Annotated in this window: 13 protein-coding genes; 2 read left to right on the forward strand and 11 right to left on the reverse strand. The window is 33.8% G+C overall.

Annotated features, from left to right (window positions below; genetic code table 11):
- Positions 1–15: 15 nt before the first annotated feature.
- The 3 genes from ABD859_RS24175 to ABD859_RS22315 form a co-directional block, all read right to left on the reverse strand.
- On the reverse strand, positions 16–63 hold the full coding sequence (locus tag ABD859_RS24175) for a hypothetical protein (RefSeq protein WP_425554266.1): 48 nt from the start codon (positions 61–63) through the stop codon (positions 16–18).
- 4 nt (positions 64–67) lie between these two features.
- Complete coding sequence (locus tag ABD859_RS22310; protein ID WP_425554265.1) at positions 68–445, reverse strand: DUF6526 family protein; 378 nt, start codon at positions 443–445, stop codon at positions 68–70.
- A 327-nt stretch (positions 446–772) separates the two neighbouring features.
- The gene (locus tag ABD859_RS22315) at positions 773–1255 is read right to left on the reverse strand and encodes a DNA-deoxyinosine glycosylase (protein ID WP_345146959.1); all 483 of its coding nucleotides are present in this window, start codon (positions 1253–1255) and stop codon (positions 773–775) included.
- Between the two features lie 184 nt (positions 1256–1439).
- On the opposite strand from ABD859_RS22315, the gene ABD859_RS22320 reads away from it, so the two are divergent.
- Positions 1440–2462 carry a helix-turn-helix domain-containing protein gene (locus ABD859_RS22320; protein WP_345146960.1) on the forward strand — a complete coding sequence of 341 codons (1023 nt, stop codon included), beginning with the start codon at positions 1440–1442 and terminating at the stop codon, positions 2460–2462.
- 347 nt (positions 2463–2809) lie between these two features.
- Positions 2810–3760, forward strand: coding sequence for a bifunctional helix-turn-helix transcriptional regulator/GNAT family N-acetyltransferase (locus ABD859_RS22325; RefSeq protein ID WP_345146961.1), 951 nt, complete (start codon positions 2810–2812; stop codon positions 3758–3760).
- A 58-nt stretch (positions 3761–3818) separates the two neighbouring features.
- On the opposite strand, the gene ABD859_RS22330 is transcribed toward ABD859_RS22325, so the two are convergent.
- The 8 genes from ABD859_RS22330 to ABD859_RS22365 form a co-directional block, all read right to left on the reverse strand.
- On the reverse strand, positions 3819–5018 hold the full coding sequence (locus ABD859_RS22330; RefSeq protein ID WP_345146963.1) for an NAD(P)/FAD-dependent oxidoreductase: 1200 nt from the start codon (positions 5016–5018) through the stop codon (positions 3819–3821).
- A complete protein-coding gene (locus tag ABD859_RS22335; RefSeq protein ID WP_345146966.1) occupies positions 5015–5506 on the reverse strand; it encodes a low affinity iron permease family protein in 492 nt (163 codons plus the stop codon). The genes ABD859_RS22330 and ABD859_RS22335 overlap by 4 nt, the downstream gene beginning before the upstream one ends.
- A gap of 13 nt (positions 5507–5519) precedes the next feature.
- Positions 5520–8342 carry an AsmA family protein gene (locus tag ABD859_RS22340; RefSeq protein WP_345146968.1) on the reverse strand — a complete coding sequence of 941 codons (2823 nt, stop codon included), beginning with the start codon at positions 8340–8342 and terminating at the stop codon, positions 5520–5522.
- A gap of 11 nt (positions 8343–8353) precedes the next feature.
- The gene (locus ABD859_RS22345) at positions 8354–9205 is read right to left on the reverse strand and encodes an MlaD family protein (RefSeq protein WP_345146970.1); all 852 of its coding nucleotides are present in this window, start codon (positions 9203–9205) and stop codon (positions 8354–8356) included.
- Between the two features lie 23 nt (positions 9206–9228).
- The gene (locus tag ABD859_RS22350) at positions 9229–10008 is read right to left on the reverse strand and encodes an ABC transporter ATP-binding protein (protein WP_345146971.1); all 780 of its coding nucleotides are present in this window, start codon (positions 10006–10008) and stop codon (positions 9229–9231) included.
- 1 nt (position 10009) lies between these two features.
- Positions 10010–10768, reverse strand: a complete 759-nt coding sequence (locus tag ABD859_RS22355) for an MlaE family ABC transporter permease (RefSeq protein ID WP_345146973.1) — start codon at positions 10766–10768, stop codon at positions 10010–10012.
- A gap of 320 nt (positions 10769–11088) precedes the next feature.
- Positions 11089–13359, reverse strand: coding sequence for a glycosyltransferase (locus ABD859_RS22360; RefSeq protein WP_345146975.1), 2271 nt, complete (start codon positions 13357–13359; stop codon positions 11089–11091).
- Positions 13340–14419 (reverse strand): glycoside hydrolase family 130 protein, encoded by a 1080-nt coding sequence (locus tag ABD859_RS22365; RefSeq protein WP_345146977.1) that lies wholly within the window; start codon positions 14417–14419, stop codon positions 13340–13342. The genes ABD859_RS22360 and ABD859_RS22365 overlap by 20 nt, the downstream gene beginning before the upstream one ends.
- Positions 14420–14601: the final 182 nt, after the last annotated feature.

Below are 14601 nucleotides of genomic sequence, written 5' to 3' on the forward strand. Positions count from 1 at the left end.
ATCAACAATCTAGAATTAAACCCTGTGATAATCAGCTCTCCAGTGTACGATTGCTTTTTTAATGGCGTCACCGCTGAGGTTGTTTTTTAAAGCATCTTAAAGGCAGAAATTCTTCATCTGGAGCAAATCGAAGCGCAAATATTTGATCATCTGTTAATTTATGTTCAAATTCCTCAAGACGTTTTCCTGTAAGGGTAAAATAGCGATAACGGGTTTCCAGTCGTACAATTCTGTTTTGCAGCGTAAGCGCATAATGCTGGCGAAGCATATAAGCGAGAAATAATAGAAATACAAAAACAGCGCTTATAAATGACCAGATAAGACATTCATTTGTAGTAAAAGCAAAGTAAACGCTAAATGCTAAAAACAGCGTTAAAACAGGATAATATACAAAATGGTGCGGTGTATAAAATCGTATATGATTGTAATAGGTTTGAATTTTCATAATTAGATACTTGTATTAAAAAAAGAAAGCTACCCTAAAAAAATTAGAATAGCTTTTTTCTCAAAAATAAACTAACATAACCAATGTTCTCTTTATAATCAAAACTTGTAACAGTTTGTCTTAGTAATATCTATAATTTAAAAAAGCCTTTCTTCAGCATCAATCCGTATTAACTTTGGCTTTGATTTCTTGATTGTAAAATTATATCAGGCTGCGAAATTTCGTGTTATATTTTAAAGTTCAAAAGTTATATTATTTCAACATTTTGTTTTTTTTATGATCAAAACTGAATTATTTTAAAATTGAAAAACAAGTATTAAAAGCCATCTATAAAGTGCTGATCACTTTCCATTCATCTAATTTAGATTGAAATGTTTTGCCTGCATTGGCCGGACTTGTAGACGGAAGTGTTATTAAAGTATATTCTTTTTTTAAATGAATATATTTTTTAAAAAATACAGCTGCTTTTTGTCCGTTAAATAATATCGTCTTTATATTAGGATGCAGTTTTAAAAAACTTTCAAAATCGTTAGCGATTTCATTTTTTATTGCGCTGTCTAAACTTCCTACGCGGTCGCAGTATTGTAGAACATCCCAAAGCGCAATTTTATTTTTCAGTAAAAGCGCTTTTTTTGTTTCGTAGTCAGCTGCAAAATCTTCATTAAAAATAGTAAACATAAACTTCCAGAAATTATTCTGGCTGTGTCCATAATATTGATTTAATTCTAAAGATTTTGTTCCAGGCATTGTGCCTAAAATCAACATTTTAGAATCAGGAGAACTTATTGGAGAGAACGAGTAGCTTTTCATTTATTGAATTAAGAAATAATCTATTTGAGTTAAAATTTTCCTTGATAAGTAATTATAAAACAATTGCAGAAAATTATATAACATTTTTGGTTCATGATTGGGCGAACTTTGGATCTGGGTTTTAAACGTAATTATCAAGGTTTAATAATCTCATTAAAATTACAGAATTTAAATCGAAACAAAAATGAAAATAGTTACTATACATACAGAGAAAATTCAAAACATATTTGAAGAATTGAATACAAATTTCGGCGGAAAAGTAACTTTTGACGTTGATGAATATACACTCGAAGTTAATAATAACTTCGCTAAAGGATCTATTATTGGTGCTTCTTTTAACGATAATATTTCCTATGTTCAGTTTGACATGACTTTTTCAGCAGATTTAAAACTGAATGTTATCAGCGGAACTGCATCACCATTATATTTTGCATATTGTTCTAAAGGAAATCTTTCGCACAGTTTTGGACTTCATGGTGAAGAAAGAAAACTAAAAATGTTTCAAACTGCTATTGTAACTTCAAAACTCAATCAGGATAATGTTTTATATTTTGAAAAAGATAAAAAAACAAAATTTACTTTAATAATTGTTGGTACACAGCCAGCCCAGGGTCAGGTAAACTCTTTAAACCAAATGGTAAGAGAAACCTTTTTTCAGGAAAGCCAAAGCGAAGAATTCTTTTATGCCGGATCTTATAACCTAAAAATCGGCGAAAAAATAGAGCAGTTAAACGCCGTAACACAAACCGGAGTTGTTAGGAATTTATTGAAGGAAGGAATTTTAAGAATTATTTTGGCAATGGAGATCCAGCAGCATACAGACGATTTAAACGCATTTCCAAAAGAAACAAACTGCCTGAATCTGCGCGAAATGGAAGAAATCAAAGAACTTTCGGAAGTTATAAAAGCAAATCCCGAAGAACCTTTTACAATTAAATCATTAAGTAAAAAATCTGGACTTTCGCCAAATAAACTTCAGGAAGGTTTTAAAATGATTCACAACAGAACTGTAAACGATTATATTACACACATGCGTGTTCTAAAAGCAGAAATCCTTATTAGAACATCTGATTTAAATATCTCTGAAATTGTTTACTGCATTGGTTTTACCAGCAGAAGCTATTTCTCTAAAATTTTTAAGCAAAAATTCAACTGCAGTCCAAAAGAATACAAATTCAATTTGAATCCAATGGCTATTACAGCTTAATTATTTTTAAATAGTTAAGGTTCTAAGATACTGAGAAGCTGAGTTTTTTCCTTATAGCTGAGAATCTTAGAAACTCAAAAATTAATGTCGTTAGCTCTAAGCAAGATATACTAAAAATGCTAAGGCTCTGATTCGCTGAGGTTTTAAGTGAGAACTTAAAGGCTCCACAATTAGAGGCTTAGTTTTTTTTTGTCTCTAAGCTCCTAAGTCACTTAGTTTCTAAGCTTACTATCAAAATAAAAAGCTTAGCTGCTTTAAACTTTAACATCTCAGAACCTAAAAAAAACTTTTTGCAAAAAAAGATTTTTTTATACATTTGCATAACTAGTTATATAATTAATTATAATATGGATTTTTTTGATAAAGTAGGCAAGGCGGCATTAGGAAGCCGTATGCGTTTAATGACAGCGGTAATTACAGATGATGCTTCTAAAATTTATGAACTTTATGGTGTGGATTTTGTGCCAAAGTGGTTTCCTGTTTTTTATACCTTAACAGAAGAAAGGGAACTGACAATTACCGAAATTGCAAATGAAATTGGACATTCTCAGCCTTCTGTAAGCAAGATTATTCGTGAAATGACTACTGCAGGTTTAGTGCAGGAAAGTTTAAAAACGGATGATAAAAGGAAGAATAATGTTGTTTTGACTGATAAAGGGCTTTCGTTTGCCAAAAACATGAAGCAGCAATTAGCAGACATTGAGGTAGCTATTGACGGTTTAATTTCAGAATCGAAACACAATCTTTGGGCAGCGCTGGAAGAATGGGAATTTCTGTTGCAGCAAAAATCAATTTTTAAACGTGTAAGCGAACAGAAAAAGCTTCGTGAAAGCAAAGATGTTGAAATCGTCGAATTTAAATCAGAATATAAAGAAGCTTTTAGAGCGTTGAATGTAGAATGGATTTCGACTTATTTTGAAATGGAAGAAGCAGATTATAAAGCTTTAGATAATCCTGAAGAATATATTTTAAACAAAGGCGGCAAAATTTTCGTGGCATTGTACGAAAATGAACCTGTTGGAGTGTGTGCACTTATAAAAACCAATGTTCATGGTTATGATTTTGAAATGGCAAAAATGGCAGTTTCACCAAAAGCGCAGGGCAAAAATATAGGCTGGCTTTTAGGGCAGGCAGTTGTAAGAAATGCAAAAGAAATGGGAGCCAAAAAGATTTATCTGGAAAGTAACACGATCTTAAAACCTGCAATAAATCTTTATTATAAACTTGGTTTCGAGAAAGTTTTTGGTCTTGAAACACCTTATAAGCGATGTAACATACAGATGGAGTTAGTTTTTTAGGAAAGCTGCTAAGTTTCTAAACTTGATGCTTAGAAACTTAGCATCTCATAAATTAAACTCATCTCCCAAAACCATAATACTCCAAATCCGGATTTTTTTTATTGTTTATAGAATCTACTATTGAGTTCATACCAATGACGCTGAACGTGATTCCGTTACCGCCAAAACCTAAAACATAATGTTCGTTTTTCTTTGGATTTGGTTTTCCAAAATACGGAAGTCCGTCTTTAGTTTCTCCAAAAGTTCCTGCCCAGGAATAATCTAATTTGAAGTCGATATTAGGAAACCGCCTTTTAAATTGTCTTAGAAGAGATGCTTCTTTTTTCGGAATTAATTTATCACGTTTTTTAGCATCTCTAAATTCTTCATCGCCTCCGCCCATAATAATTCGGTTATCAGAAGTGGCGCGATAATAATAATACGGCGAAGAAGTATCCCAAATCACAGCATTTTTTAAAATTGCGGGAAGTTCTGCTACAGCTTCAGAAGCGAGAGCATAGGTGCTTTTTAGATCGACTATTTTTTCTTCAACCGTTTCAGTGCTTTCATAACCGGTGCAATGAATGACATGATCTGCCGTTATGGTAAATTTACTATCGGTATTGGCTACGCATTTTCCTTTTTGAGTCTGGATAGAAGTAACATTTGTTCTGTCATAAATCTGCATGCCGTTTTCATGACAATAAAATAATAAATCGCAAGCCAGTTTAAACGGATCCATAACTGCAGCTGTTTTAGATTCGATAGCAGCAATGGCATTTAAGCCCATTTTTTCGAGTTCGTATTTATTGAGCCAGGTAACATCAAAATCATGCAGTTTTCGGGCTTTAAATTCATTCTTTAAAAAAGGAATATCCTTTTTGTATGAGGTAAAATAAATGCTTTTTTTAAATTCAAATCCGCAGTCACTTTCTACGGTATCAATTATATTTCGGAGATCAAAAATAGCTTTTTTACCATTTTGATAACTTTCCACGGCACATTGTTCGCCGCGAAGTTTTATGAGTTCGTGCAAAGGAACGTCGATTTCATATTGAAGCAGAGCTGTACTTGCTGCCGTGCTTCCGTTTGCAACGTCGCGTCTGTCGACTAACACTATTTTTTTCCCCTGAGTAATTAATTTATAGGCCATTAATGCGCCCGTTATACCGCCTCCAATAATCAAAATCTCGGTTTTAATATCGGCATCAATAGAAGGATAACTGGTATTCATGGCATTTTTTAATGGCCAAAAAGTTTCTGTTGAGCGTAATTTCATTTTTTATCTGTATTTCGTGCAGCACGATGTTTGGTTCTGTTTTTATCTTTTAACTCATGCTGCGAATGTGCTTCGGCAATGGAGTGAGAAGTTCTTATGCTTTCATCTTTTTTGGCTAATTCACTTAAACGATGATAATATTTCTGGATAATGATCATTTCTTCTTCGGTCATGTTTTCTATATCAACCAGACTATTACTTGAGCGTTCGTTTGAAGCTACTAACTCGTTTAATTTTAACTGAATCGCCAGTGAATCTTTATTTTGTGCTTTTTGAATTAGAAAAACCATCAAAAAGGTAATAATGGTAGTTCCGGTATTAATAACAAGCTGCCAGGTTTCTGAATAATTAAAAAAAGGTCCTGAAACAGCCCACGCAGCAACAATCAAAAAAGCACCAATAAAAGCTGGAGTGCTGCCGGCTGCTTTACAAACTTTTGTTGCAAACTTTTCAAATGCGCTCCCTCCATTTTGTTTTTTCTTTTTCATGGCATTTTATAAATTAAGATTTCTTTTTGGGCACTGCTTTTTCTTTTTTAACTACTTTATTCTTTTTTTCATCGTAAACTGCGCCCACAATTTTTTGACCTGTTTTACTAAAAATTTTAATTTTAGGATTTTCGTGCGTTCCGGTAATCACAATTGGAAAACCAATAATACCGCCCGGCGGAAGACCTAAACGCATACGCAAATCTAAAAGTCCGTCGAAACTTGTAGTTCCTTTAATTGTTGGTTTAAAAGTGGCAACGCTAAAGGTGAAAGGTTCTATAAATATTAAATTATTATCGATGTTTGATTTAATTTCGATTCCTTCCATTTTTGGATCATCTAAACCTTTTTGTCCGGTTTGCGAACTAACTCCTTCAAATAATTTCAGACCTTTGATTTTTACATCTTTAAGATTAATGGTTCCGCCTCCTTCCAGCGATTCATAAATTGGGCCCATATTTCCGTTTAAATCACCTTTAATTTTATAATCAACAGAAATAATTCCTTGTGCTTTTTCTGCTGCGGTAACCATATCGTGAAACATTGGGATTTCTTTATAAGCGCGCTGTACGCTGAAATCCTTTGCGCTGAAATGTGCATCAAAATGTGCTGAAACAGGAGATTCATCTTTATATGAAGCATTAATTCCTAAAATACAGTCGATGATGTTAAAAGTGGTGTTTTCTAAATAAAATCCGCCTTTTGCAATTCCAACTTTTCCGGAAAGTTTATTTAAGTTTAATCCGTTATATTCAACTTTGTCAGCATTAGCGGTCAACGAAACATTTAGATTTTTTGGCACCATAACAACGCCGCTCATTTTTGGGTGATCTTCTTTTGCATAATCAACTTCAATTTTGCGATCTGTATTTTCGCCTTTTTCAAGTGCCATAAATTCATCAACATTAATCAATTTCGATTTCATGTTGAAATTGCCGCTCAGTGTTCCGTGCGATTCAAGGAAATAATTTATCGTGTTTAAAAGATAACCGTTTATGTCAAAATCGGATTTTCCGTAAGAGGCGTTGAATTTTTCAAACCACATTTTTTCATTTTGAAAACGGAAATTACCCTGTTTGATAAAAAAGGATTTCGGAAATAATTCTGAAGTAGCTTTGATATTTTTCAGCAGAATTGTACCGCGGTTATCGAGTTTGCTGTATTGCCCGGTTGTGGCATAACTTTGTTTTCCTTTCAGCGAAAGATCGGCTTTTGCATAACCAGATACGTCAAGACCTTTTTGTGAAAAGACCTGATAAATCCTGCCGACATTTAATTCGCCTTTAATTTTTGCATTGTAAGCCAAATCGTTAAAGTCAGATAAAGCTGCATTTACATACATTGGATTTCCTTCAAAAACAAAAGAGGCTGGTGCGACGGCGACAATCAAATCTTCATAAGTTCCGGCTTTGTTAAGTACATTGGCCACAAAAGTAATATCGGTGATTGGGTTAGGATAGTAGTCTGTTTTTAACCAGCCGTTTCTAAGCGAAATTCCGCCAATAGTTTTAGGAAACAGTTTTTTTGAAGTGCTGAAAAGCCCTTTTGCCTGAATATTGGTTTTTAAAATTCCTTTTACATCAATTTTTTCTAAACCAATGGCTGCGTCGACAACAGCAAGATCGAGAGCACCTTTTATGATGGCATCAATATTCATTTCGCTTAAACCTTTACTGCGCAGATAGGCGTTGAAATAATCTTTTTCGCCAACTTTAAAACGAAGTGTTCTTAGATTTACCAATAATTGTTCTGTATCAAGTGACGGAAGAATTGCGTTTAAATCCATTTGGAAATCCGTTAACGGAACGGGTGCATTTTGATAGCTGACCGCACCGTCTTTAACTTTTAAATTAAAAGCCAGATTGGGTTTTTGATTTTTCGAAACATTATAATCTCCTTTAAACGAAAGTACTAAATCACTTTTTCCTGAAACTTCTGTTTTTTCCAGCCAGGTTAAATATTCCGGAGGCATAACAGAAAGTAAATCTTTTACGGTTGTGTTTTCTGAAGCGGCTTTGATGTTAATTTTATATCCGTCTCTTAAAATGGTAAATAAGCCGGTAAACTTTAGCGGCAGTTTATTAATCTGCAATTCATTTTTTTGAAGAATAAATGAAAGGGCGTGCGTATTAATTCTGGTAATTAAATCAGCTCTAACGGCTTTTTTTCTAAGATATGCAGTTCTGTCGTAATAGAAATCCAAAGTATCAATTTTAGCATCGGTATTTAAATCAAAAATATCGTCGCTTAAATTTCCTTTTCCTATATAATTAAAACCTTTTGCATCGACCAAAATCTTAGCCGATCTGTCGTTGTATTTTACGTGGCAGTTTTTTAAATCAATTCGTTCCAGTTTTATAGCAGTTCCTTCTTCTGGTGCGTTAGGATCTTCTTTTTTATCTTTTCGATCTTCCGGCGCGACATACACATTGTAATTGGCCTGACCTTTTTCGTTTACCATTACATTTATTAAGGCATTTGAAACATACAATTTGTTGATTTTGACTTCACTGTCAAAAATTAGTCTTTTTAAATTGATGCCAAATGCTACCTGATCTGCTTTTAATAAAGTATCGTTACTAAATGGGGCAGAACCTGTCATTGATAAATCGTCGAGCGAAACGGTCAATGATGGGAAATGGGTAAAAAACGAAAGATTGGACTTTGAAAAATCCAATTTTGTGTCTAATCGTTCGTTTGCAATTTTTTTAACTTCTGAGGCTACTTTTCCGGGGAACAAAAGGGGAATTAGAAAAAGTAATAATAGAATTCCCGCTATTGTTATCCCTGTCCATTTGAGTATCTTAAGGCTTATATTTTTAAATGAGGTTTTCATGGCTTAGAGTTTTATTTTTTCTTTTCGGACTCTTTCTTGGCTTCTTCGGCTTTTTGCTTTTCCTGCTTTTCTTTTTCTTCTTTAGCCTTCTCCTGTTTTTCTTTATCTTCTTTGGCTTTGGCTTCTTTTTCTTTAGCTTCTTTTTCTTGTTGTTCTTCTTTTTTTTCTTTTATTTCTTCCTGTTTTTTAGCTTTTTCCTTTTCTTTTTTCTTGAAATAGCCTCTAAACAGGAAATTGCTTTTTGCGGCTTCCATATTATCACTGAAACCTTTTGTTCCGGTTTCCAGATTTGAAAGTGTATTTGATACGCTGTTTGCCATTTTATCGTCGCGGACTAATCTTGCTAAGGCTCCGTTTCCGTTGTTCATGCTGTGGCTGAAAATGGCTAACTCTTCAGAAATTACGCCCACATTATCTACGCTCTTTTTAACGCTTTTCATAATGTCGTTCATTTCTATTCCGTTGATAGAGGCAATGGCTCCGTTGTCTTCAATAACTTTTGTAGATTTTGTACCAGGAGTAATGGTAAGTACTTTATCGCCCATTAATCCGTCTGAACCAATACTGGCACGGGCATCTGTTTTAATGAATTCGCGTACGTCTTCTTTTATAACCATTGATACTACAACCGATGAATCGTTTATTAATCTGATTTCTTCGACTGTACCAATGTTAATTCCTGAAAAACGAACGTTGTTTCCGACTTCTAAACCGCTTACGGTTTTAAATTTTGATGTAATGTGAAATGTTGAGCCAAACAAGTTTTTTTGTTTCCCAATAAAATAAATGGCCATTATAAAAAGTAACAGACCCACTGTTACAAACATTCCTAATTTCCAAGTATATCCAGATTGCTTCTCCATGATTTCTACTATTTTATTTTGCTTTATTCAAAAAATGAGCGTACCCATTCGTCTTCGTCTTTTTCAAGTTCTTCATAAGTTCCTTCGGCATGAATTACACCGTCTTTTAGAACCATAATTCGGTCTGCGGTCATTTTTGCACAAGCCATGTCGTGTGTAATAATGATCGATGATGTTTTTTGTTTGTGTTTTATATCGAGGATTAATTCGCTGATTTCTCTCGAAGTAATCGTATCTAAACCTGTTGTTGGTTCGTCATATAAAATGATTTCCGGTTTTAGAATCAGGGTTCTTGCCAAACCAATTCTTTTTCTCATACCGCCTGATAATTCAGAAGGCATTTTATCTATTGCATCTGCCAAGCCTACATTTTCTAAGGCTTCCATTACTTCATTTTCGACTTCTTCGGTACTTAATTCTCTTTTGTGGGTTCGAAGTGTAAAAGCGAGATTTTCTCTAACGGACATTGAATCATACAAAGCACCGCTTTGAAATAAAAAGCCAATTCGAACACGTATTTTATTTAATTCTTCTTTTGGAAGATGAAGTACGTTTTCGTCAAAAACTTTTATTTCTCCCTGATCCGGTTCGATTAATCCTACGATGCATTTTATGGTAACAGATTTTCCAGAACCTGAACGCCCCAGAATAACAAGATCTTCCCCTTTATTTACGGTAAGGTTTACGCCTTTTAAAACTTCGTTGTCATTGCCAAAAGTTTTATGCAAATCCTTAATCTCGATGATTGGTGCACCTTTTTTATCTTTTGATTTTGGTTCGATATTTTTTTCTTCTTTAATCATCTTAATAAATTAAATCAGTTAATTGTACGGCCACCATATCAATAATAAATATGCTTAATGAAGCTGTAACTACGGCCGAGTTTGCAGCGCGTCCTACACTTTCTGTTCCGTTTGCAGCATTAAATCCTTTATAACATCCAATCATGCCTATAAAATATCCAAAGAAGAATGTTTTTATCGTTGCCGGAATTAAATCTGAAAATTCCAGTGACTGAATAATCTGGGTTAAGTAACGGTAGAAATTAACATCGCCGTGAATATTGATTCCGGCATAACCACCAATAATGCCTATTGCATCTGCAAAAATTACCAATAAGGGAACCATAAGCGTACAGGCAAGAATTCTGGTTACAACCAAATAATTATAGGGGTTAATGGCGGAAACTTCCATGGCGTCGATTTGTTCGGTTACTTTCATTGAGCCTAATTCGGCGCCAATTCCGGATGAAATTTTTCCGGCACAAATTAAGGCTGTAATAACCGGCGCAATTTCTCTAATTAATGAAAGTGCCACCATTCCGGGAAGCCAGCTTTCGGCTCCAAATGTTACTAATGTCGGCCTTGACTGAATTGTAAGAACCAAGCCCATAATAAATCCAGTAATGGCAACTAAAGGCAATGATTTGTAACCAATGATGTAGCATTGTTTTAAAAACTCTTTTGCCTCATAAGGAGGGATAAAAACCTCCTTAAAAAACCTCTTGGCAAATAATGTGACATCACCAATTTGTGCGAATGTATTTTTTAAGCTGAGAATCAAAATGTTTTTATTTAAGTTAGTTATCTATTCAAAATCAATTATTTAACAGTTTTGTTCAGTTTTATAATCATATATGAAAGTTACCTCAATACTTGTTAAAATATTTTACAAAACTTTTTTTGAGCCTTATATAATTTTCATTTGATTACAATATTTATATTGAATTGGCGTTACGGGTTTTACAAACAAAAAATCCCTTTCATTAAGAAAGGGATTTTCCGGGTTTAATAGAATTTTGGTCAGTCTATTGCTTTTCAAAAATTACAAATTTTAAATATCAAATTACAAACTTGAATTTGAGATTTTTAAAAATTGAGTTTTTATAAGTTGATCGCAACACCAGTTCTGGATTTCATTAAGGGAATAACTTTTGACTCTGAAAGTGCAAACTTTTCCATTAATAATCTTGCGGTTAAATAACATACAGTCGATTCTGCACCTTGATTTAAGTTTACATTGTTTTTTTCAAGACCGTCATAACCGCCTCCGCTTACCGGATTGTACATAATTTGATTTAAGTGATTTTTTCCTAAAAACCAGTTAAATGCTGTTTTCATTTTCTTTTTATATTCAGGAGTTTTAAATTCATTATAGAAGGCATTTAAAGTCTGAATAGTGTATGTAACATCAATTGGCTGTTCTCCGTATTGCTGCGGTTCAGAACCTTTGTGGTACCAGCTTTGATTTGAAATGGCTTTGAAATTTCCGTCGATAAAAGTTTTTGACATTAGGAAATCTAACGAATCTAAGGCTACTTTTTTATACACAGGTTTATTGGTAACTAAATAAGCATACAGCATAGATTCCGGCAGGATTCCGTTTCCGTAAGTTAAATAATTTTCAAACCACTGCCAGTCTTCTGTTGCAGTATCTTCGTAATTAGCCAGCAGTTTTGCATTTAATTTATTGATAATTGCTGCTACATATAAATTTGGAATCGCGGTGTGGTATAGATACAATCCTTTTGTAGCAAAACCAATAGAACGAGGCGACTGAATATTTTCTGCCCATTTTAATGAGTTTAAAAAACATTTTGAAGCTTTTTTTGAAATATTTTCAGGCAGGATATCTGCATTTGCCACAACGGTTCCTAAAGCCCAAATTGCTCTTGCATTTGAATCTTCCAGGTTAACTTCGGCATTTTGTTCTATGTGTTCGCGGTATTCCTGATCGACATAGTTAATAAAGTTTCCTTTTGGTTTCTGACATCTTTCAATAAAATCCAGATAAATTAAGATATATGGCAAATCGTCTTTGTCTCGCGTTAATTTGTAATGCATGCAAAATGCAATCAAAGCGCGCGCATTATCATCTAAAGTATAACCTGAATCCAGATCTGGAATAGAAATTTTGCTAAACTGAATAATACCAAGATCTGTAGTTAGTTTTTTAATATGTCTTAATTGAATGTCCGGATAGCTGTATTTAATATCAGCAGGATTTTCAATTAATTTTTTATACGTATTCATGTGAGTTAATCCGGCGTTTTCCCAAGATGAAGCTCTCATTTTTGTAAAAGCCTGAATACCCATTTCACGTCTAAGTTCTTCATCAGCAATTAGTTTTAAAGTGGCTTCTGCAAATTGGTCTGCGTCTCCAATATCAACTAAAACACCGCAGTCTGAAGTCAATACTTCTTTTGTATGCGGAATTTTTGATGCCACTAATGGACATGCACAGCTCATGGCATAAGCAAAAGTGCCGCTTACAGCCTGATTAGGGTCTTTTGATGTAAACAAATAAATATCTGTTGCTTTTAGGTATTCTAAAAGTTCTTCGGTATCTAAATATTGATTTATAAAACGAACATTTTTGCGCAGGTCTAATTCGTCTACAAGTGCTTCGAGTTTATCACGATAAGCGTCGACGCCGTCTTTAATTAAATTTGGATGTGTTTTGCCAATAATTAAATACAATACATCTGGTTCTTTTTTAACAATTTTTGCTAAAGCCTGTAATCCGGTTTCGATATTTTTTCCTTCGCCCAAAAGTCCAAAAGTCGATAATACAATTTTGTTTTGAATATCGAACTTAGCTTTTGCGTGTTCTGGAGTTTCGTAAATAACAATATGAGTTCCGTGTGGTACGCAAGTAATTATTTCTTCATTAATATCGTAGTCTTTTATCAAAATTTCTTTTGATTGGTTAGTCATTACAAATGCCGAATTGCTGTAGCTTAAAAGCAGTTTTACAAATGTTCTTAATTCTTCATTTGGGTTAGGAATAACGCTGTGAAAAGTATACGTTACCGGTTTTTTAATGGTATTTAAAAAATCTAATAAATGATCACCATAATTACCGCCAAACAAACCAAATTCATGCTGAATATGAACTAATTTTACATTTTCATCTTTGTTGATTTCTTCGGCAACTTTAGTATATTGAGTTCTGTCTTTTGTATTTAAGGTAAAGGCTTGTGTTGGCACATCCTTTGGCTTATCGACCAATTCGCAAATTTCACAAGTTATGGATTTACCAAAAACATCGGTAATTCCTTTAATTGTATCTTGAGTATAAGTTGCGATTCCACATTGTGTAGGAGGGAATGTAGAGAGAAAAACAATTTTCGATTTATTTGATATCTTCTTCATGGGAGTTCTGTTTTAATTCGGTTAATAAGTCGTTAAGGTTCAGAGAAGCCACCGCAATCTTATCATCGGCGGCACCGTAATAAATATATAATTGGTCATCAAAAATGGCAGTTCCTGTTGGGAAAACTACATAATTTACATAACCGTGTCTTTCATAATGTTCTGCTGGCGATATTAGAGGTTTTGTTAATCGGGCTTTTACTTTTGAAGGATCATTCAGATCCAGCAAAGCGGCACAGGCATGATAAACAAGACCTTTTTCGCGTTTTTCGGCGGCATGATAAATTAAGAGCCAGCCGTCTTTAGTTTCAATTGGCGGAGCGCCGGGTCCGATATGACTTGTTTCATGATCGAATTTCGGTTCCATAATAATATGATCCGGCAGGTTTTTGAGATAATCTTTCCAAAAATCTACTGTTAAATCTTTTTTCTTTTCAAATGAAACTATCTGAATTGAAGGAAATAAGCGGTGTAAAGCCACAAATTTTCCATTTATTTTTTTAGGGAAAAGAACCACGTTTTTGTCCCATACTAATAAATTTTCCTTAATTGTTTCGCTTAAAGGATAATTTCTGGCAGTATTAAAAGCCAGTATTTTAGCAACACTTGGATTTTGTAAATGTTTGCGGATTAAATTCGTAAATTCATGTAAAATGAATTTTGGAGTAATAATTCCTTTCTTTTTAAATGAAGCCAGATCTTTTGATACTGCAACAGCTCCGCAGGCATTTATACCATCGTATGTGACATAAGTCAGATAGTACTTGTCGTCAATTTTTGTAATTCTTGGATCTTCAACACCATGAATTTCATAAATATATTCAGGTACAAAAATGGGCTCTGTATGGCGTTCTGCTAAATTTAAAGGACCTTCAAAACGGCAGTATCCAATTGTAGAAAAGTTGCCTCGTTTTGCGGCTCTGTAAAACATATGCACCGTATTTTCATCTTGATATATGGCAGGGTTTAAAACACCTAATTCCTCAAATGGGTGATGTGTTTTCTCTAAAATGACACCTAGTTTTGTCGCTAATGTGTTTTGAGTAGTTACTGCTTCCATATCTTGATTTCTATAGGTTAAAATTACCTTGGGAACAGAGGCGTGATTAACTCAATCGATCAAAAAATTAACTCTAAAGCATTTACATGGGAATTGTATAAGGTTGAAATTGAAATTCTAAAAGCATTCCCTAAATTTATGATTTGTAGTTGATTGCGATAAAAAATAAAGCATTTGAGTTA

Origin of the sequence: Flavobacterium ginsengiterrae, assembly GCF_039539785.1 — a bacterium.
GTDB lineage: Bacteria > Bacteroidota > Bacteroidia > Flavobacteriales > Flavobacteriaceae > Flavobacterium > Flavobacterium ginsengiterrae.